Raw genomic sequence first — 17,654 nt, 5'->3', positions numbered from 1 at the left:
GAAGAAGGACACCCATCCATGAGCATCCGCATCGTTCGCTTGGGCACGCCGCGCGCACCCGGTGAGGGCCTGCGCGTCGGCACTGTTCGCCGTCCGCCGCGTGGCGTTCCGAAGACCGAGTTCGCCTCGCAGGACTGGTACGACGTGTGGTACCCCAACCTCGCGCCGTCCGCCGAGACGATGAAGCTGGGCCAGGAGGCGCAGGCGACACAGGAGCCCGCGCAGTGGAACGCCTTCGCGCGCAAGTACAAGGCCGAGATGGCCGAGGCCGACGCGAGCCGCAGCCTCGACCTGCTTGCCGCGCTCTCGCACAGCACCGCGCTTGCGGTCGGCTGCTACTGCGAGGACGAATCGCGCTGCCACCGCTCGCTGCTGCGCGGCCTGCTGGCCGAGCGCGGCGCGGATATCGCGGGCTGAATCACACCTGGGGTGAAGCCAGGAACGCCGGCAGGCTTTCTGCGCGCGCGGCGTACGCTGCCAGCAGCGGGAAACTGCCCGGCGCGATGACCCCAGGCAACATCAACTGCAAGAAGGACCAGGCCACGGCCATCGACACGCCGGCCTGCGTCAGCGTCGCTTCGTCATCGGGCAGCGGCATGGCGGCCGTCTCCAGCTCCAGCGCCGAGTACGCCGCAACAAGCTGCCCCTGCACCCGGTCGAGCCACGGCTGGTGCAGCTTTTCGGCCGGGCGCAGGTTGTGTTCGTAGACGATCTGCACAGTCTTCTCGCAAGCGGCCAGTGCCAGCCCGGTGATGCGCAGGGCGCGCTGCCGCTGCGCCAGGTGGGCGGGCATCAGGCTGCGCCCGGCCGTGACTTCTGCGTAGTCGATGATCAGCGTGGAATCCATCAACACCGTGCCGTCGTCGCACAGCAGCGTGGGCGCCTTGACCACCGGGTTGATCGCGCGGAACTCTTCGAAGGTGCTGAAGACCGAGACCGGCCGGTGCTCGAACGCAAGGCCGAGCAGCCGCAGCGAGATGGCGACGCGGCGCACATAGGGCGAGTCGAGCATGCCGACGAGTTGCATTGTTTCTCCTGAAGGCGTGCGCCACGATATCGGTCGCTGCGCCCGCGGCGAATGGCAACCCATCGAAAATCGGGGCCGCAAACCGATCAACCATCGGTCATGAAACACACCATGAACATCGACAAGAAGGACCGCCTGATCCTCGAAGCCCTGCAGGCCGATGCGCGGCAGAGCTTGGCCGCGCTGGGCAAGCGCATCGGCCTCTCGCAGCCCGCGATGAGCGAGCGCGTGCGCAAGCTGGAGGATGCAGGGGTGATCGAGGGCTACGGCGCCCGCGTCAACCTGCGGGCGCTGGGCGTGGGCCTGCAGGCCATCATCCGCATCGACACCACGCATGCGGGCATCGCCAAGTACCTGAAGCTGTTCGACGCCATGCCCGAGGTGCTGAGCGCCGACCGCGTGACCGGCGAAGACTGCTTCTTCGTGCGCTGCGCGATCGCCGAGCCGGCCGACCTGGAGCGTGTGGTCGATGCGCTGGCGGTGGACGGCGCGGTGACCACCTCGCTGGTGCTGTCGAGCCCCGTGAACAAGCACGTCACCGTGCACGCGGCCAAGCCGCCGCGCAAGTAGCCGTCAGCGCTGCGCCTTGTCCTTCTGGTTCTGCGCCTCGATGCGTTCGCGCGCATCCTGCCAGTCGGTGTCGCTCCACTGGCGCAGTTCGTAGAAGTTGCCGCCCGTGGCCAGCGCGTTGCCGCCGTCCATCATGATGCTCTGGCCCGTGAGCCAGTCGCACTGGCCCGGCGCCATCAGGAAGGCCGCAAGGTTCTGCAGCTCGCTCATGCGGCCGGTGCGCGCCATCGGGTTGTTCTGCTTGCTGCGCGCGCCAGGCTCCTCGCCGGGGTTCAGGCGCTTGCTCATGCCCTCGGTCGGGATCTCGCCCGGGCCCACGGCGTTCAGGCGAATGCCGTGCCGCGCCCATTCCACCGCGAGCGACTTGGTCATCACGTCGATGCCGGCCTTGCTCATGGCCGACGGCACCACATAGGGACTGCCGTTGTCGACCCAGGTCGTGATGATGCTCATCACGCTGCGGAAAGGGTCACCCTGCTTCCACTTGCCCGACTTGGCCTCCGCCACCCAGCGCTTGCCCACCGCCTGCGTCACGTAGAAGCTGCCGTGGAAGACGATGTTCGCGATCGCGTCGAAGGCGCGCGGCGAAAGACTCTCGGTCGGCGCCACGAAGTTGCCCGCGGCGTTGTTGACGAGCCCGGTGAGGCCGCCGCTCTGGAACAGGCTCTCGACCATCTCGTCGACGCTTTGCGCGATCCGGATGTCCACGCCGAAGGTGTCGATGCGCCGGCCGGGAAACTGCTGGCGCCACTCGGCAGCGGTTTCCTCGCACACCGCCTGGCGCCGGCCGCAGATGGCGACGTCTGCGCCCAGGCCGAGGAAACGCTCGGCCATCGCGCGGCCGAGGCCGGTGCCGCCACCGGTCACGAGGATCCGCTGGCCGCTCATCAGGGAAGGTTGGAACATGGGGAGTCTCCTTGGGTCACGTTGGATCGCGCGGCAACGGCAAGGACGCACGCTGCCATGGCGCATGCTACGCGCGCCGCCGGAGCGGCGGCTTGCGGAATCTGGCTCCCCTGCCGCTCGGGTGAGAATGACCATTGACCTGTTTTGCGGATCGATACCCATGTCCAGCCCCACCTCCTTCCTGCCGCTCGAAGGCGTGCGCGTCCTGAGCCTTGCGCTCAACCTGCCCGGTCCGGCCGCGCTGCTGCGCTGCCGCCAGATGGGCGCCACCTGCCTGAAGCTGGAGCCGCCGGCCGGCGACCCGATGGCGCTCTACAACCAGCCGGCGTATGCCGCGCTGCACGAAGGCATCGCCATCGAAACCGCGGACCTCAAGGCGGAAGCGGGACAGCAGGCACTGCACGAAGCACTCGCGAAGACCGACGTGCTGCTCACCTCGTTCCGCCCTTCCGCGCTGCGCAAGCTCGGCCTCGACTGGCCCGCGCTGCAGGCGCGCCATCCGTCGCTGTCGCAAGTGGCCATCGTCGGTGCACCGGGCGAGCGCGCTGAAGAGCCGGGCCACGACCTCACCTACGTCGCCGAGAGTGGTCTCGTGACCGGCACCGAGCTGCCGCCCACGCTCTATGCCGACATGGGCGGCGCACTGCTCGCCAGTGAAGCGGTGCTGACGGCCGTTCTGCGGCACGCCCGTGGCGGTGAAAAGGCCGCGGGCATCTACCTCGAAGTCGCCCTGAACGCCTCGGCCGACTGGCTGGCCCTGCCGCGCACCTGGGGCCTCACGCAGCCCTCGGGCGCGGTCGGCGGCGCGCATGCGGGCTATCGCGTCTACCCGTGTGCTGACGGCCGCGTAGCGGTGGCGGCGCTGGAGCCGCATTTCGCGCAGCGCCTGTGCGAAGTCGCCGGCGTGACGCCACCCGACATGATGGCAACGGCCACGCACGAGGCGCTGGCGGCCTGGCTCGCGACGCGCACGCGCGCCGAGCTCGATGCCATGGGCCGCGAGCGCGACGTGCCGCTGCTCACGCTGGCCGGCTGAGGCGTTTCAACGGCCGGCGCTGTCGCGCTGCCGGTCTTCGCGCTTGAGCGCGAGGTAGGTGTCCAGGTCGACCTCGTGCAGCTGCCGCGGGTACTGCTCGGCTGCCGCGAACCAGTGGCGCTGCCGGCGCTCGTCGGCATCCTTCGCGTCGCTCGAGAGGTAGGCATCGAGCGTGAGGAAGTAGCGCATCGCATTGCGCTCCACCAGCCCCCGGAGGCCCCGGATATACTCGGGCTTGCCATCGGGCGCCTTGCCCATCACCGTGAAGCCGACCTTGTCGCGGCCGAAGGTCGCGAGGTAGGCCTGGGTGGCGAGCCGCACCATCATGTTGTGGTCGTAGCTGTAGCCGAAATGCACGAAGCTCTTCTGCGCATCGAGCGCAATCGCCTCGAGCGTGACGCGGTAGTTGCTCGTGCCGAACGGCCCGCTCGCGGCCGAGAGCTCGACCGACAGGTGCTCGGGCGTCGCATTCGCCACGCGGTAGACGAAGGGCAGCTCGAAGGCCTGGTCGACCGGCTTGTCGTAGCGGCGCACGACGTAGAGCGTCAGCGTCTCGCGCCCTTGCGCCGTGCCGGTCTTGCAGCGCCGGTTGTTGATGTGCAGCGTGAGCAGTTCGCACCAGTGAGCCGATCCCTTGAACGCGGCAGTGACTTCCGACAGCGGATGGTCGATCACGGCGTAGACGTCGCCCTCGAGCCCGCCGGGCGTTTCGCTCGAGTCCAGCTGCACGGGGCGGCCGAAGCTGCTGCGGTCGAGCTTGTCGCTCAGGCGCTGGTGCGTCTCGCGCAGCGCCTGGGCCGGCGCGGCGGACTCGGTGGGTGCTGCGGCACACAGCTGCAGCGAGGCTGCGAACAGGACGGCGCCGCACAGGGTGCGTGTCCAAGATGCCGGCAGGTGGGGCGAGCTGCTCATGGGGCCACACCATACAACGGAGCGACCACTTTTGGCTTCAGTCGACTTCTGTTTCGGGTGCCGCCTTCGCGCCGCGCCGCATGAGCAGCAGCATGGCCACCGCGAGCAGCACGGCGCCCAGCCACTGTCGCGGTGCCATCGGCTGGGCAAACAGCAGCGCCGCCAGCAACGCGGCCACCAGTGGCTCGATCAACGTGCCGACCACGGCCGCCGTCGGCGACAGGCGCCGTGCGCCCCAGGCGAAGGCCAGATAGGCCACCGAGGTCGTCACCACGCCGGTGTAGCTCGCGCCCAGCCATTGGCGCGCGTCGCTGGGCCAGGTGATGCCGCTCGGCCACGCGACCGCGAGCATGCACAGCGCCGCCACGCTCATGCCCCATGCCGACGCGGTGACGGCCGGCACGCGCACCGGCATGCGCGCGTTGCCGAGCACCACCAGCGCGTAGCAGAAGGCCGAGCCGAATGACCAGGCGAGCCCCGCGGCATACCCTGCAGGCAGCGGACCCCATCCGTCGGCAGGCATCACCAGCAGTGCGACGCCGGCAAGCGCCAGCCCGAGGCCGCCGAGCAAGCGGAGGCCGAAGCGCTCGTAGCCACGCAGCACCGAAACGAGCGCGACGATCACCGGCGCGCAGCAGATCGAAATCACCGTCGGCAATGCGGCCCCCAGATGCGCGATGCCGGCGAACCAGCAGCTCACATTGAGTGCCATCGCGGCACCGGTGCCGACGACCTGGAACTGCTCGCGCCGGGTCAGGTTGCGCCAGTGCGCGTCGGCGGACTGCGGCGTACGTTGCGCACGCCAGTGCAGCCACCACAACAGCGGCACCCCAAGCGCGAAGCGCGCCAGCGACAGGCTCTGCGGCGCAATGCCGCCATCGATGAGGAATTGCGCCACCAGCGCGCCACCGCCCCACAGTGCGCCAGCCAGCAACACGCCGCCCCAGGCCAGGGCGGCAGACATTCTTGCGTTCATTGTTGAAAGTTCTCCATGACGCCCGCCGCTCTTTTCTGCAGAGGGCGGGCATGACCATCCGGCCGTCACCCAGCCTTGCAAAAGGCGGACGACGGCGACCACTTGCGGGTCTGAGCGCGGCGCGAGGCGCGCGTCAGAGGCAGGTCGATGGCGGGGGAGAGTGGTGCAGGTGCATGAGCGGCCGATGATAGAAGCCGAGGCCAGGAGGGGCAAGAGAGAATCGCGGCCATGTGCCCTCTTCCCGCTCGTCACGCCGCATGAAACGCCAAGGCCGACTCGTCCGCTGGGAGGCCGACCGCGGCTTCGGTTTCATCCGCAGCCCCGAGGTGTCGGCCGATGTGTTCGTGCACCTGCGCGACTTCAGCGACCGGCAAGTGAAGCCTCAGGTGGGCATGGAACTGAGCTTCGAAGAGATCCATGTCGGCGGCAAGGGGCCGCGCGCCGTGGCGGTGCAGGTGGCATCGGTCGGTGCGTCGCGATCCGCGCCGAAGCACACGCCCATCAATAGCCATCGGCACCCCGCATCGAGGCGGGTGAATCCGCGCCGCGCGAGTACTTCCGAACCCTCGGCCTCGTGGGGTCTGCTTTTCCTTCTGGGGTACGGGGTGCTGCTCGGCACAGCCGTCTGGTCCGGCCGTTTGCCCCTGCTGGCGCTCGGCGTGGTCCCGGGGCTCAGCCTGCTGGCCTTCTTCGCCTACGCCCTCGACAAGAACGCCGCACAAGCCGGCCGCTGGCGCACGAAGGAAAGCACCCTGCACCTGCTCGCGCTGGCGGGCGGCTGGCCGGGTGCCTGGGCCGCGCAAAGGCTGCTGCGCCACAAGTCGAGCAAGCAGAGCTTCCTGCTCGTGTACCGTGCCACCGTTGTCTTGCACTGCGCGGCATTGCTCGCTTGGGTTTTCTGGCTGCGGGGTCTTCCTGCCGTGGCCTGACGCTCGCTGCGTGCGGTCCTAGACTGAAACGGTCCCCATCCAGGAGAAACCTCCCATGCCCCTCGTTCGAATCGAACTGTCCGATGCCTCGCCCGAAACACTGGGCCCCGCCATCGGCGACCTGGTCTACCAGGCGATGACCGAAACCATCAACGTGCCGAAGGACGACAAGTTCCAGGTCATCACGCGGCATGCCGCGCAGGACCTGGTGCATCCGCAGAGCTACCTGGGCGTCGAATATTCGGCGGGCTTCGTGCTGATCCAGATCACGCTGAACCATGGGCGCACGGTCGAAATAAAGAAGGCCTTTTACAAGCGCGTGGCCGACGGCCTGCACCAGAAGCTGGGCATCCGGCGCGAGGACGTGTTCATCAACCTCGTGGAGGTGGTGAAGGAGAACTGGTCGTTCGGGAACGGCGAGATGCAGTACGCGTAGCGGTGGCCCGCTACCCGTCTGATCAACGCACCTTGCGCGATGAAGGCTTGTTGACCGTCTTGCCGCTGCCGTTGTCGCGAGGCGGCAGCCCGGTGTGCTGCGTGAGGATGCGGCCCTTGGAGGGCTTCACCGGTGCGAGCCTGACCGGCGCCGAGGCCTTGGTGGCCACCGGCGCGGAAGTCGAGTTCTTGCGCCGTGCGCTCGTGTAGCCGCCATCGGTCAGCGGCTGCCACGTCGGGATGAGGTGGTGCTTGCCGTTGCCGATCAGGTCGGCGCGGCCCATGGTCTTGAGCGCTTCGCGCAGCAGCGGCCAGTTGTTGGCGTCGTGGTAGCGCAGGAACGCCTTGTGCAGGCGGCGGCGCTTGTCGCCGCGCACGATGTCCACCGTCTCGCTCTCGCGCGTGATCTTGCGCAGCGGGTTCTTGTTGGTGTGGTACATCGTCGTGGCCGTGGCCATCGGGCTCGGATAGAACGTCTGCACCTGGTCGGCGCGGAAACCGTTCTTCTTGAGCCAGATCGCGAGGTTCATCATGTCCTCGTCGCTGGTGCCCGGATGCGCGGCGATGAAGTACGGAATGAGGTACTGCTTCTTGCCCGCTTCGGCCGAGAACTTCTCGAACATCTGCTTGAACTTGTCGTAGCTGCCGATGCCGGGCTTCATCATCTTGGTGAGCGGGCCCTGCTCGGTGTGCTCCGGCGCGATCTTGAGATAACCGCCGACGTGGTGCTGCACCAGCTCCTTCACGTACTCGGGCGACTGCACGGCCAGGTCGTAGCGCAGGCCCGAGCCGATCAGGATCTTCTTGATGCCGCGCAGCGCTCGCGCGCGGCGGTAGATCTTGATGAGCGGGTCGTGGTTCGTGCCCAGGTTCGGGCAGATGCCGGGGTACACGCAGCTGGGCTTGCGGCAGGCCGATTCGATCTCGGGGCTCTTGCAGCCCAGGCGATACATGTTGGCCGTGGGGCCGCCGAGGTCGGAGATGGTGCCGGTGAAGCCGCTGACCGAGTCGCGGATGGCCTCGACCTCCTTGATGATCGACTCCTCGGAGCGGCTCTGGATGATGCGGCCCTCGTGCTCGGTGATCGAGCAGAAGGTGCAGCCGCCAAAGCAGCCGCGCATGATGTTCACGCTGAAGCGGATCATTTCCCACGCGGGGATCTTGGTCGCGCCGTCGTGGCTGCCGTTCTTATCGGCGTAGCGCGGATGCGGGCTGCGCGCGTACGGCAGGTCGAACACGTAGTCCATTTCCGCCGTGGTGAGCGGAATGGGCGGCGGGTTGATCCACACGTCGCGCGCCGTGGTGCCCTCGCCGTGCGCCTGCACCAGCGCGCGGGCGTTGCCGGGGTTGGTCTCCAGGTGCAGCACGCGGTTGGCGTGGGCGTAAAGCACCGGATCGCTGCGCACCTGCTCGTACGAAGGCAGCCGGATCACCGAGCGGTCGCGCGGCGGGACAGTGATCTTGCCGCGGCTCTGCAGCGCGGGGTTGGGCATGAAGGTCAGCGGCTTGATGGCGGGGTTCACCACCGACTGCATTGACTGAAGCGCCGGCGAACCGGCAGCTTCCGCGGCCTTGGCCACGTCCTTCGCCTCGTCTTCCTTGGCGCAGGTGGCGCCGTTGGCCTTGGCCTGGTCGGACACCATCAGGTACGGATTGACATGCGCTTCGACGCGGCCCGGCTCGTCCACACTGGTGGAGTTGATCTCGAACCAGCCCTCGGGTGTTTCGCGCCGCACATAGGCGGTGCCGCGCACGTCGGTGATCTGCTGTACCGGCTCCTTGGCGGCCAGGCGGTGCGCGATCTCGACGATGGCGCGCTCAGCGTTGCCGTACAGGAGCAGGTCGCACTTGGCGTCGACGACGATGGAGCGGCGCACCTTGTCCGACCAATAGTCGTAGTGCGCGATGCGGCGCAGCGACCCTTCGATGCCGCCCAGGATGATCGGCACGTCGTTCCAGGCTTCCTTGCAGCGCTGCGAATACACGATGGCCGCACGGTCGGGGCGCGAGCCGCCGATGTCGCCGGGGGTGTAGGCGTCGTCGCTGCGGATCTTTCGGTCCGCGGTGTAGCGGTTGATCATCGAATCCATGTTGCCGGCGGTCACGCCGAAGAACAGGTTCGGCTTGCCCAGCGCCTTGAAGGGCTCGGCGCTCTGCCAGTCGGGCTGGGCGATGATGCCCACGCGGAAGCCCTGCCCCTCGAGCATGCGGCCGATCACCGACATGCCGAAGCTCGGATGGTCGACGTAGGCATCGCCCGTCACCACGATGATGTCGCAGCTGTCCCAGCCGAGGGCCTCCATTTCTTTGCGCGAAGTCGGCAGGAACTTGGCCGTGCCGAAACGGGCCGCCCAGTACTTGCGGTAGCTGGTCAGCGGCTTGGCGGCACGTGCAAAAAAGGAGACGTCGACGGGGGCGTTCATCAGTGGGGAGTCAGGGACAGCCCGCGGCGGTGCTGTGCGGTGCTGTCGTGGGCAACCCGCGATTTTAGGGTTTTCGAGCATGCCTGTCGCTACAAACATCCAGTGACCGGGCGCTGGCGCAGTCTTCATTTGGTTGCCAAAGTCAATCAATAAGATGACAATGGCAAACATGTCAACGCCCTCGCCCATCGTCGACGCCGCCGCCGTCAAGGCCATCCGGCAGTTCAATCGCTTCTACACACGCCAGATCGGCGCCCTCGATCCGTATCTCGGCAGCGACATGTCGCTGACCGACGTGCGCCTGCTGTACGAGCTGGCGCACCGCGAAACGCCGGTGGCCAGCGAGATCGGCCGCGATCTCGGGCTCGACGCCGGCTACATGAGCCGCATCCTGCGCCGCTTCGAATCCGAAGGCTGGCTCACACGGGAACCCCACCCGCGGGACGCCCGCCAGAGCGTGCTGCGCCTGACCGAGGCCGGCCATGCCGCATTCGCGCCGCTGCAACAGAAATCGCGCGACGAAGCCGCCGCGCTGCTCACGCCGCTCGCGCCAGCCCAGCGACAGCAGCTGGTGCAGGCGATGACCACGATGCAATCGCTGCTCGACCCTGCCGCCGCAACCCCCAGGCCCCAGGCCGCAGTCCTGCGTGATCCCGCGCCCGGCGACATCGGCTGGGTCGTGCAGCAGCACGGCGAGATCTACGCGCGCGAGTACGGTTGGGACAGCAGCTTCGAGGCGCTGGTGGCGCAGATCGCGGGGGAGTTCCTGCTCAAGTTCCAGCCCGAATGGGAGCGCTGCTGGATCGCGGAGCTCAACGGCGAGCGCATGGGCTCGATCTTCGTGATGCGCAAGTCGGCCGGCGTGGCACAACTGCGCCTGTTGATCCTGTCACCAGCCGCGCGCGGGTTGGGCCTGGGCGGCAAGCTGGTCGACGAATGCATCGCCTTCGCGCGCCGCAAGGGCTACAAGAAGATGGTGCTGTGGACCAACAGCGACCTTGTGGCCGCCCGCGCCGTCTATGCCAAGCGCGGCTTCCAGCTCACCAAATCGGAGCCGCACGAGAGCTATGGGAAGCAGCTTGTGGGCGAAACCTGGGAGCTGAAGCTGTAGTGGCTACTGCATGAACCAGCCGTGGCTCACGACGAGCGACTGGCCTGTCAGCGCATTGGTCGGGAAGCCCGCGAACAGCAGTGCCACGCGCGCCACGTCCTCGGTCGTGGTGAATTCGCCATCGACCGTTTCCTTCAGCATCACGTTCTTGATGACTTCCTCTTCGCTGATGCCCAGGGTCTTGGCCTGCTCGGGAATCTGCTTCTCGACCAGCGGCGTGCGCACGAACCCCGGACAGATCACGTTGGCGCGCACGCCGTGCTTGGCGCCTTCCTTCGCGACCGTCTTGGCCAGGCCGATGAGTCCATGCTTGGCCGTGACGTAGGGCGCCTTCAGCAGCGACGCTTCCTTCGAGTGCACCGAGCCCATGTAGATCACGCTGCCGCCGCGGCCCTGCGCGTACATGTGCTTCAGGCACGCCTTGGTGGTGAGGAACGCGCCGTCCAGGTGAATGGCGAGCATCTTCTTCCAGTCGGCGAAGCTGAACTCCTCGACCGGATGCACGATCTGGATGCCGGCATTGCTGATCAGGATGTCGATGCCTCCGAAGGCCTTGGCGCCCTCCTCGACCGAGGCGTTGACCTGGTCTTCGTTGGTCACGTCCACCGCCACGCCAATGGCCTCGGCGCCCGTGGCCTTGAGTTCGGCGGCGGTGGCGTCGGCCGCTTCCTTGTTGAGGTCGGCAATGATGATCTTGGCTCCTTCCTGTGCGAAGAGGATGGCGATTTCCTTGCCGATACCGCTGGCCGAGCCGGTGATGTAGGCGACCTTGTCCTTGAGTTGCATGGTGAATGTTCCTTCGAGGTTGGGATGAAAAGAAGACAAGCAGGAATCAGGCGAGGTAGTCGTGCTCGACGGTACCGAGCGCCAGCGTCATGTCCGCGATGTAGTGCACCGCCGATTCGACCTTCAGCACCGGCAAATCGGCCACCGGTGCCAGCGCATGCGGATGCAGTTCGAGCGATGCCGGCGCGGTCCACGCGCCGTGCAGCGTGACATCGACCATGTGATAGCGCACCAGCTCGCAGATGCGGGCCGTGCCGTCGACGTGCGGAATGATCTTGAGCAGGAAGTTCGGCTGCGCGATGCCCGCAAGAATCGGCGCGGGGTCGAGCGCGCGGTGCTTGAAGCCCATGGTGGCCTTGGCCACGCGCACCTTGCCGTAGTCCAGCGTGCCGACGATCACGTCGGTCTCGTAGTCGAGCACCGGCGAGGCGAGCTTCTTCGGAAAGCCCCAGAGTTCGCGGCCGCCGGCAATCGGCGGATGGTCGTTCAGGTACATCGCATGCACGTACGCGCCCTGCTCCACGCCCTTGGCGGTGCGCAGCTGCACCGGAATGACCTGGCCCGACTCGGTGTAGTCGCCGAAGCCGGTGGAGTCGGGCATGCGGATGAATTCGTACTTCACGAGCGGCTCGACCACTTCGAGCGGCTCGGGCACCACGGCGCGCAGCGCGTCCATGTCGGTGCGGTAGGTGACGATGAGAAATTCGCGGCGCACGAACCGGTACGGTCCGGGCGGGAAGGCGGGGCTGGTGAGCGGCATGGCGAAAGCCTGTCGCCGTACATCTTCAATGTTCATGAACATTTCCTCCTGATGAAGTGACCGATCCAGTCTGGCGCTGGTTTCTTAGTCGAAGCTGAATCGCGCTCCTTCAGCGCGAGAGGCCCGGCCGCTTGACCCGGCCCGAGCCGTGGTCGCCCAAGTCGAAGGTCGTCACGCCATTGACGGTGGCATCGGCGCGCAGGGTCTCCGGATGCGCCAGCGTCACGCGCATGTCGCGCGCTCCCGACTCCCAATGCTCCTCGACAGCGGCGCGCGAGAACTCGTAATCCTTCGACTCCAGTTCGTAAGGCTTGTCGCGGTAGATCAGGTGAAAGATGTCGATGGGCTCGTGCGTGAGCTGCGACTGCACCGCGAGCACGCTCGGGTCCTTGCGCAGGCTGGCCGGCAGCTTGGTGATCAGGTCGGCAATGGCCTGCTGCAGGTTCATGTTCGCGGCCATCGCGTCGGTGTTCATGCGGGTGCGGCTCGAATAGGTGATGTCCTTCTGCCGCTCCATCACGCCCGCCATGTTGTGCGGCATTTCGCCGCGCGCATTGAACAGATCCACCTGCAGCACCACCAGGGGTTCGTTGCGGGGATGGATGTCCAGCACGTACTGCAATGGCGTGTTCGAGACGATGCCGCCGTCCCAGTAGTCGTCGCCGTCGATGTGCACCGGCGCAAAGCCCGGCGGCAATGCGCCGCTGGCCATGATGTGCTCGGGGCCGATGCGCTGGCGCGTGTTGTCGAAGTACACCGAGTTGCCGGTGCGCACGTTGACCGCGCCCACGCTGAAGCGGGCTTCGCAAGCGTTGATGCGGTCGAAGTCGATGAGGCGCTCGAGCGTGGCCTTGAGCGGCGAGGTGTCGTAGTAGCTCAGGAGCGGCGCCGCACCGCCCATCAGCAGGGCCGGCGAATAACGCGGTTCGAAAAATCCTGGAATGCCGACCAGCGAGGCCATCGCCGCGCTGTACTGGTTCTGCGTGGCCCGGTCACCGAACCACGACGGCAGGCGCTGCGAAGGCCCCGAAGACACGAGGTGCCAGAACTCGCGCAACCTGTCGACCCGGTGCTCGGGCGCGTTGCCCGCGATCAGGGCCGCATTGATGGCGCCGATCGATACGCCGGCGATCCAGTGCGGCTGCAGCTCGGTCTCGCTGAGCGCGGCATACACGCCCGCCTGATAGGCGCCGAGCGCGCCGCCGCCCTGCAGCACCAGGGCCTTGCGGGCCTGGCGCATGTCTTCGCGGCGTGACGCGAAAGGATTGAGGGGTTGGGAGGAGGATGCCGCACGGGGTTTCTTCTTGGGGGACGTCGTCATGTATTCATTTGACACCAGCCCCGCGACAGCAACCTGACCGGGGACCGAAGTCCCCGGGAGAAGATCACATCTTCGGCAGCATCTGCCCGCGGATCTCGCCGCCCGGGTTGGCCGCGGTGTGGATGTTCGCGTACCACTTGCCCGCCACCAGGTCGGCCGCCTGGGCCGGCGTGAGCGTGGCCTGGCCTTCGATCGGGCTGGCCGCATTGGCGAACGGCAGCACCACGCCGGCATTCGCACCAGCCGCGGCAGGACCGTGGAAATGCGCCGCGGTGGCCGGGCCGCTGAGGCCCGTGTAGGTGATCTTGTACTTGAGGACGTTGGTGTCCCGATTGAGCCAAGCCTCGGCCATGCCACTGCCGCGCGTCATGTTGGGCGGGACTTCGCTGGCCGCGTTCATCGCGCCGCTGAAGCTGGCGGTGTTCGACTTGGACATCATCCCGCAGCCGACCAGGGCCGCACTGGCCACGCCGGTGATGAGGGCTGCGCGCAAAAAGGTGCCGTATTTGGTCATGAGCTTGTCTCCTGAAGTTGTGAAAGCTTCCACAGCATAGGCAGCGCCTGCGCCTCGTCATGTCGGCCACCGCCCCGTCTTTGCAGGTCCGCCACAGAGTGAAAGAGAATGCAACGATGACTTTCCAAGCCCTCCCTGCCGCCCGCGAAGTGGTCGATTTCTGGCGCGAAGCCGGTCCATCGCGCTGGTTCGCCAAGAGCGACGCATTCGACACCGAATTTCTCTCGCGCTTCCTGGCCGCGCACCAGGCCGCCGCCCGTGGCGAACTCGATCACTGGACCGACGATGCGGAGGGCACACTGGCCCTTCTTGTGTTGCTCGACCAGTTGCCGCGCAACGCCTGGCGCAACAACCCGCACATGCTCGCCACCGACGGCCTGGCGCTGGCCGTAGCAAAGAAGGCACTCGATGCGGGCTTCGACCAGCAGTTCGAAAAGGAATTGCGCCCCTTCTTCTACCTGCCCTTCATGCACTCCGAAGTGCTGGCCGAACAGGAGCGCTCGGTCGAACTCAATGCGGCCCTCGACGCCAACACGCAGCGCTTCGCCGTGCTGCACCGGGACATCGTTGCGCGCTTCGGCCAATTTCCGCATCGCAACCGGATGCTGGGACGCAGCACCACCGCGGAAGAACAGAAGTTTCTCGACGAAGGCGGCTTCGCCGGTTGACGTTCGCCCTCAGGCGTCGTTCTGCGCCAGGGGCACGTCGCGCGTCGGCGACGGATTCGCATCGGGCAAGTCCGCCTTGTCCTTCATCGAGCCGTAGGTGCGCGCATAGACCCAGGTGAACTCGGCGCCCAGGAGGAAGATCTGCGCCGAGTAGTACACCCACACCAGCACCACCACCAGCGAGCCCGCAGCGCCGTAGCCCGAGGCCACGCTGCTCTTGCCGATGTACAGGCCGATCAGGTGCTTGCCCACCGTGAAGAGCAGCGCGGTGACCGCCGCGCCCACCCACACGTCGCGCCACTGCACCTTCGCGCGCGGCATGATCTTGTAGATCATCGCGAAGATCACCGTCACCATCGCGAAGCTGAAGACGAAGTTCACCACCTGCGCCAGGCTCTCCCACGCGCCGAACACCGGCGACCACCACTTGCCCAGCGCCGCCAGCGCCGCGCTGGCCACCAGCGACACCATGAGCAAGAAGCCGATGCCCATGATCATGCTGAACGACAGCAGCCGCACCCGCAGCAGGTTGAAGATGCCCGAGCTCTTGGCACGGGCCGGCGCGCGCCAGATGCGGTCGAGCGCATCCTGCAGTTCGCCGAACACGGTGGTCGCGCCGACCACGAGGAGGCCGATGCCGATCACCGTGGCCACGATGCCTTCGGTCGGCTTGTTCACCGCCTGCAGCATGCCCTGCACCGCCGCCGCGCCCTGTGCGCCCATGAGGCCCGAGAGCTGCGCGAAGATCTCGCCGCGCGCGGCCTCCTGCCCGAAAACCAGGCCCGCCACCGCGATCACGATCAGCAGCAGCGGCGCGATGGAAAACACCGTGTAGTACGCCAGCGCCGCCCCCATGCTGGGTGCGTAGTCGTTCGACCACGATGCGAAGGCCCGTTTGCAGAGATCGAAGAGCGCGCGGATTTGCATGAGCATGGAGTCTCCCTGGTGAATCGGCCGGGGTCATGTCGGCGCGATGCCCGGCATGGTGCAGGCCTGCCTACGATAATCGCATCCACATGCAACCGCCCCTCCCCGATGCGGCAACGCCGCAGGCTCCGCCCCAGCCCCAGTCGCCGCGCGACCTTTTTGTTTCATTCACCTGGCTCGCGCTGCAGGGCTTCGGCGGCGTCCTCGCCATCGTCCAGCGCGAGATGGTCGAGAAGAAGAAGTGGCTCACCCCCGAGCAGTTCCTCGAAGACTGGGCCGTGGCCCAGGTGATGCCCGGGCCCAACGTGATCAACCTCGCCTTGATGATCGGCGACCGCTACTTCGGCCTGCGCGGCGCCATTGCCGCGGTGGCAGGCATGCTGACCATCCCGCTGGTCGTGATTCTCGCGCTGGCCGTGCTCTATGCGCACTACGCCGGCAACCCGCAGGTGGCGGCGGCACTGCGGGGCATGGGCGCGGTGTCGGGCGGGCTGATCGCCGCCACGGGCATCAAGCTGATTCCGCAACTGCGCAAGCACCCGCTGGGTTTTCCGGTTTGCCTGGCGTTCATGGCGCTGGTGTTCGCGGCCATCGCGGTGTTCAAGGTGCCGCTCGGCTGGGTGCTGCTGGTGGTCGGCGGCATGGCCTGCATCTGGACCTGGCGAAAGATCTCCCCATGAGCGCGCGCCGGGCCGCCCCAAGCAAGCTCGCACCGCAGCCGAAGGCGGAGGTTTTCGAATGACCATCGCGATGCAATGGCACGACTGGCTCGCCCTCTTCGGCCAGTACCTGCTGCTCTCGCTGCTGTCGATCAGCGGCGCCATCACCACGGTGCCCGACATGCACCGCTACCTCGTCACCCAGCACGGCTGGCTCACCGATGCGCAGTTCAGCTCGTCGGTCGCCATCGCCCAGGCGGCGCCCGGGCCCAACGTGCTGTTCGTCGCGCTGATGGGCTGGAACGTCGGGCTCAACGCGGGCGGCGGCATCGGCGCCGGGCCGATGGCCTGGCTGCTCGGCTTCTTCGGCCTGATGGTGACCATGGTCGGCATCATGGTGCCCAGCACCACCCTCACCTATGTCGCCACCCGCTGGGGCCACCGCAACCGCACCCGCCGCGAAGTGCGCGCCTTCAAGCAGGGCATGGCGCCGGTGGTGGTGGGTCTCCTGATCGCCACCGGCTGGGTGCTGGCCACGGGTAACCATGCTGGCGACACGCCTGCCTGGCACCTGTGGCTGCTGACCGGCGTGGCCGCGCTTATCGTCTGGCGCACGCGCATCCACTTACTCTGGCTGCTGGGCGCGGGCGCGCTGCTCGGCGCCGTCGGCTTCGTCTGATCATCCCTCTCGCTTTTTCTTCTTCAGGAAACTTCGTCATGTCGCAACTTCGCCCGCTCGGCCGCTCCGGCCTCCTGGTTTCGCCGCTCGCCTTCGGGGGCAACGTGTTCGGCTGGACGGTCGACGAGGCCGCCTCGTTCAAGCTGCTCGACGCCTGGCTGGACGCGGGCTTCAACTTCGTGGACACCGCCGACGTCTACTCGGCCTGGGTGCCGGGCCACACCGGCGGCGAGTCGGAAACCATCATCGGCAAGTGGCTCAAGCAAAGCGGCAAGCGCAACCGCGTGGTGCTGGCCACCAAGGTCGGCAAGCCGATGGGCGAAGGCAAGGTGGGCCTGTCGCCCAAGTACATCCGCGAAGCGGTCGAAGCTTCGCTCAAGCGCCTGCAGACGGACTACATCGACCTCTACCAATCGCACGACGACGACGCCAACACGCCGCTCGAAGAGTCGCTCGGCGCGTTCGATGCGCTCATCAAGGAAGGCAAGGTGCGCGCCATCGGCGCTTCCAACTACACGGCGCCCCGGCTGGCCGAGGCGCTGGACGTGTCGGAGCGCCTGGGCATCGCGCGCTACGAGAGCCTGCAGCCGCTCTACAACCTGTACGACCGCGCGGTGTTCGAGGACGAACTGGAGCCGCTGTGCGTCAAGCGCGAAGTGGGCGTGATCAACTTCTACGCGCTCGCGGCCGGCTTCCTCACCGGCAAGTACCGCACCGAAGCCGATGCCGCCAAGAGCGCACGCGGCGCCAACACCACGAAGAAGTACCTCAACGAGCGCGGCCTGCGCATCCTCGATGCGCTCGACAAGGTCGCCCAGCAGTACAACGCCAAGCCGGGCCAGGTCGCCATCGCGTGGCAGATCGCACGGCCGGGCGTGACGGCGCCCATCGCCAGCGCCACCTCGATTGCGCAGCTCGAAGAGCTGGTGGTGGCCACGCAGCTGAAGCTCGACGCAGGCACCATCGAGATGCTCGATCGCGCGAGCGCGGAGACGGCAGCCGCCTGAACCGTTTC

At 67.1% G+C, this 17,654-nt stretch carries 20 protein-coding genes; 10 read left to right on the top strand and 10 right to left on the bottom strand.

Annotated elements, in window-relative coordinates; translation table 11 throughout:
• Nucleotides 1-18: 18 nt before the first annotated feature.
• Nucleotides 19-417: a DUF488 domain-containing protein gene (locus tag ACSFA7_RS19965; protein WP_435500984.1), complete on the top strand. Its 399-nt coding sequence runs from the start codon at nt 19-21 to the stop codon at nt 415-417.
• A 1-nt stretch (nt 418) separates the two neighbouring features.
• On the opposite strand, the gene ACSFA7_RS19960 is transcribed toward ACSFA7_RS19965, so the two are convergent.
• On the bottom strand, nt 419-1,027 hold the full coding sequence (locus ACSFA7_RS19960) for a glutathione S-transferase (protein WP_435500983.1): 609 nt from the start codon (nt 1,025-1,027) through the stop codon (nt 419-421).
• A gap of 111 nt (nt 1,028-1,138) precedes the next feature.
• Between ACSFA7_RS19960 and ACSFA7_RS19955 the strand changes: the two genes are divergently transcribed.
• Nucleotides 1,139-1,597, top strand: coding sequence for an Lrp/AsnC family transcriptional regulator (locus ACSFA7_RS19955; protein ID WP_206179569.1), 459 nt, complete (start codon nt 1,139-1,141; stop codon nt 1,595-1,597).
• Nucleotides 1,598-1,600: 3 nt separating this feature from the next.
• On the opposite strand, the gene ACSFA7_RS19950 is transcribed toward ACSFA7_RS19955, so the two are convergent.
• Nucleotides 1,601-2,503 carry an SDR family oxidoreductase gene (locus ACSFA7_RS19950; RefSeq protein ID WP_435500982.1) on the bottom strand — a complete coding sequence of 301 codons (903 nt, stop codon included), beginning with the start codon at nt 2,501-2,503 and terminating at the stop codon, nt 1,601-1,603.
• A 160-nt stretch (nt 2,504-2,663) separates the two neighbouring features.
• Here ACSFA7_RS19950 and ACSFA7_RS19945 point away from each other — a divergent pair, with 160 nt between their 5' ends.
• Nucleotides 2,664-3,539, top strand: coding sequence for a CoA transferase (locus ACSFA7_RS19945; protein ID WP_435500981.1), 876 nt, complete (start codon nt 2,664-2,666; stop codon nt 3,537-3,539).
• Between the two features lie 6 nt (nt 3,540-3,545).
• Here ACSFA7_RS19945 and ACSFA7_RS19940 read toward each other — a convergent pair whose 3' ends face one another.
• Complete coding sequence (locus ACSFA7_RS19940) at nt 3,546-4,451, bottom strand: hypothetical protein (protein ID WP_435500980.1); 906 nt, start codon at nt 4,449-4,451, stop codon at nt 3,546-3,548.
• Nucleotides 4,452-4,488: 37 nt separating this feature from the next.
• Complete coding sequence (locus ACSFA7_RS19935) at nt 4,489-5,415, bottom strand: DMT family transporter (protein ID WP_435500979.1); 927 nt, start codon at nt 5,413-5,415, stop codon at nt 4,489-4,491.
• Between the two features lie 269 nt (nt 5,416-5,684).
• Here ACSFA7_RS19935 and ACSFA7_RS19930 point away from each other — a divergent pair, with 269 nt between their 5' ends.
• Together ACSFA7_RS19930 and ACSFA7_RS19925 are read left to right on the top strand one after the other, a co-directional pair.
• Nucleotides 5,685-6,356 (top strand): DUF1294 domain-containing protein, encoded by a 672-nt coding sequence (locus tag ACSFA7_RS19930; RefSeq protein ID WP_435500978.1) that lies wholly within the window; start codon nt 5,685-5,687, stop codon nt 6,354-6,356.
• Between the two features lie 55 nt (nt 6,357-6,411).
• Entirely contained in the window at nt 6,412-6,792 is a 381-nt protein-coding gene (locus ACSFA7_RS19925) for a tautomerase family protein (protein ID WP_435500977.1), read from the top strand.
• 22 nt (nt 6,793-6,814) lie between these two features.
• Here the strand turns inward: ACSFA7_RS19925 and ACSFA7_RS19920 are convergent, their stop codons facing one another.
• Nucleotides 6,815-9,214, bottom strand: a complete 2,400-nt coding sequence (locus tag ACSFA7_RS19920; protein WP_435500976.1) for a YgiQ family radical SAM protein — start codon at nt 9,212-9,214, stop codon at nt 6,815-6,817.
• A gap of 160 nt (nt 9,215-9,374) precedes the next feature.
• Here ACSFA7_RS19920 and ACSFA7_RS19915 point away from each other — a divergent pair, with 160 nt between their 5' ends.
• Nucleotides 9,375-10,325: a bifunctional helix-turn-helix transcriptional regulator/GNAT family N-acetyltransferase gene (locus ACSFA7_RS19915; RefSeq protein WP_435500975.1), complete on the top strand. Its 951-nt coding sequence runs from the start codon at nt 9,375-9,377 to the stop codon at nt 10,323-10,325.
• A gap of 3 nt (nt 10,326-10,328) precedes the next feature.
• Here ACSFA7_RS19915 and ACSFA7_RS19910 read toward each other — a convergent pair whose 3' ends face one another.
• The 4 genes from ACSFA7_RS19910 to ACSFA7_RS19895 all read right to left on the bottom strand — a co-directional run bounded on the left by ACSFA7_RS19910 (nt 10,329) and on the right by ACSFA7_RS19895 (nt 13,706).
• Complete coding sequence (locus tag ACSFA7_RS19910; protein ID WP_013542077.1) at nt 10,329-11,111, bottom strand: 3-hydroxybutyrate dehydrogenase; 783 nt, start codon at nt 11,109-11,111, stop codon at nt 10,329-10,331.
• 46 nt (nt 11,112-11,157) lie between these two features.
• Entirely contained in the window at nt 11,158-11,907 is a 750-nt protein-coding gene (locus tag ACSFA7_RS19905; RefSeq protein ID WP_206173880.1) for an acetoacetate decarboxylase, read from the bottom strand.
• 73 nt (nt 11,908-11,980) lie between these two features.
• Nucleotides 11,981-13,192, bottom strand: a complete 1,212-nt coding sequence (locus ACSFA7_RS19900; protein ID WP_435500974.1) for a patatin-like phospholipase family protein — start codon at nt 13,190-13,192, stop codon at nt 11,981-11,983.
• 64 nt (nt 13,193-13,256) lie between these two features.
• Nucleotides 13,257-13,706 (bottom strand): CHRD domain-containing protein, encoded by a 450-nt coding sequence (locus ACSFA7_RS19895; RefSeq protein WP_206173882.1) that lies wholly within the window; start codon nt 13,704-13,706, stop codon nt 13,257-13,259.
• Nucleotides 13,707-13,822: 116 nt separating this feature from the next.
• Here ACSFA7_RS19895 and ACSFA7_RS19890 point away from each other — a divergent pair, with 116 nt between their 5' ends.
• A complete protein-coding gene (locus tag ACSFA7_RS19890; RefSeq protein WP_435500973.1) occupies nt 13,823-14,374 on the top strand; it encodes a DUF924 family protein in 552 nt (183 codons plus the stop codon).
• Between the two features lie 9 nt (nt 14,375-14,383).
• Here the strand turns inward: ACSFA7_RS19890 and ACSFA7_RS19885 are convergent, their stop codons facing one another.
• Nucleotides 14,384-15,307: a YihY/virulence factor BrkB family protein gene (locus tag ACSFA7_RS19885; RefSeq protein ID WP_435500972.1), complete on the bottom strand. Its 924-nt coding sequence runs from the start codon at nt 15,305-15,307 to the stop codon at nt 14,384-14,386.
• An 83-nt stretch (nt 15,308-15,390) separates the two neighbouring features.
• Here ACSFA7_RS19885 and ACSFA7_RS19880 point away from each other — a divergent pair, with 83 nt between their 5' ends.
• Genes ACSFA7_RS19880 through ACSFA7_RS19870 form a run of 3 tightly spaced genes read left to right on the top strand, consistent with a single transcriptional unit; the run spans nt 15,391 to nt 17,646 of the window.
• The gene (locus tag ACSFA7_RS19880; protein WP_435500971.1) at nt 15,391-15,981 is read left to right on the top strand and encodes a chromate transporter; all 591 of its coding nucleotides are present in this window, start codon (nt 15,391-15,393) and stop codon (nt 15,979-15,981) included.
• 58 nt (nt 15,982-16,039) lie between these two features.
• A complete protein-coding gene (locus tag ACSFA7_RS19875; protein WP_435500970.1) occupies nt 16,040-16,639 on the top strand; it encodes a chromate transporter in 600 nt (199 codons plus the stop codon).
• Nucleotides 16,640-16,677: 38 nt separating this feature from the next.
• Nucleotides 16,678-17,646 (top strand): aldo/keto reductase, encoded by a 969-nt coding sequence (locus ACSFA7_RS19870; protein WP_435500969.1) that lies wholly within the window; start codon nt 16,678-16,680, stop codon nt 17,644-17,646.
• The last annotated feature ends 8 nt before the right edge of the window (nt 17,647-17,654 follow it).

It is taken from the genome of Variovorax trehalosi (genome assembly GCF_051216415.1).
Lineage (GTDB): Bacteria > Pseudomonadota > Gammaproteobacteria > Burkholderiales > Burkholderiaceae_C > Variovorax.
The sequence above is the reverse complement of the archived record's forward strand: the minus strand, read 5'-3'. Positions and strand labels throughout refer to the sequence as shown.

Bases quoted from the DNA above. Each gene is read 5' to 3' on its own strand.
- ACSFA7_RS19955 (WP_206179569.1), top strand. From the start codon at position 1,139: ATGAACATCGACAAGAAGGACCGCCTGATCCTCGAAGCCCTGCAGGCC.
- ACSFA7_RS19875 (WP_435500970.1), top strand. From the start codon at position 16,040: ATGACCATCGCGATGCAATGGCACGACTGGCTCGCCCTCTTCGGCCAG.
- ACSFA7_RS19905 (WP_206173880.1), bottom strand. From the start codon at position 11,907: ATGAACATTGAAGATGTACGGCGACAGGCTTTCGCCATGCCGCTCACC.
- ACSFA7_RS19900 (WP_435500974.1), bottom strand. From the start codon at position 13,192: ATGACGACGTCCCCCAAGAAGAAACCCCGTGCGGCATCCTCCTCCCAA.
- ACSFA7_RS19935 (WP_435500979.1), bottom strand. From the start codon at position 5,415: ATGTCTGCCGCCCTGGCCTGGGGCGGCGTGTTGCTGGCTGGCGCACTG.
- ACSFA7_RS19915 (WP_435500975.1), top strand. From the start codon at position 9,375: ATGGCAAACATGTCAACGCCCTCGCCCATCGTCGACGCCGCCGCCGTC.
- ACSFA7_RS19920 (WP_435500976.1), bottom strand. From the start codon at position 9,214: ATGAACGCCCCCGTCGACGTCTCCTTTTTTGCACGTGCCGCCAAGCCG.
- ACSFA7_RS19895 (WP_206173882.1), bottom strand. From the start codon at position 13,706: ATGACCAAATACGGCACCTTTTTGCGCGCAGCCCTCATCACCGGCGTG.
- ACSFA7_RS19965 (WP_435500984.1), top strand. From the start codon at position 19: ATGAGCATCCGCATCGTTCGCTTGGGCACGCCGCGCGCACCCGGTGAG.
- ACSFA7_RS19885 (WP_435500972.1), bottom strand. From the start codon at position 15,307: ATGCTCATGCAAATCCGCGCGCTCTTCGATCTCTGCAAACGGGCCTTC.
- ACSFA7_RS19960 (WP_435500983.1), bottom strand. From the start codon at position 1,027: ATGCAACTCGTCGGCATGCTCGACTCGCCCTATGTGCGCCGCGTCGCC.
- ACSFA7_RS19910 (WP_013542077.1), bottom strand. From the start codon at position 11,111: ATGCAACTCAAGGACAAGGTCGCCTACATCACCGGCTCGGCCAGCGGT.
- ACSFA7_RS19945 (WP_435500981.1), top strand. From the start codon at position 2,664: ATGTCCAGCCCCACCTCCTTCCTGCCGCTCGAAGGCGTGCGCGTCCTG.
- ACSFA7_RS19870 (WP_435500969.1), top strand. From the start codon at position 16,678: ATGTCGCAACTTCGCCCGCTCGGCCGCTCCGGCCTCCTGGTTTCGCCG.
- ACSFA7_RS19950 (WP_435500982.1), bottom strand. From the start codon at position 2,503: ATGTTCCAACCTTCCCTGATGAGCGGCCAGCGGATCCTCGTGACCGGT.
- ACSFA7_RS19940 (WP_435500980.1), bottom strand. From the start codon at position 4,451: ATGAGCAGCTCGCCCCACCTGCCGGCATCTTGGACACGCACCCTGTGC.
- ACSFA7_RS19890 (WP_435500973.1), top strand. From the start codon at position 13,823: ATGACTTTCCAAGCCCTCCCTGCCGCCCGCGAAGTGGTCGATTTCTGG.
- ACSFA7_RS19930 (WP_435500978.1), top strand. From the start codon at position 5,685: ATGAAACGCCAAGGCCGACTCGTCCGCTGGGAGGCCGACCGCGGCTTC.
- ACSFA7_RS19925 (WP_435500977.1), top strand. From the start codon at position 6,412: ATGCCCCTCGTTCGAATCGAACTGTCCGATGCCTCGCCCGAAACACTG.
- ACSFA7_RS19880 (WP_435500971.1), top strand. From the start codon at position 15,391: ATGCAACCGCCCCTCCCCGATGCGGCAACGCCGCAGGCTCCGCCCCAG.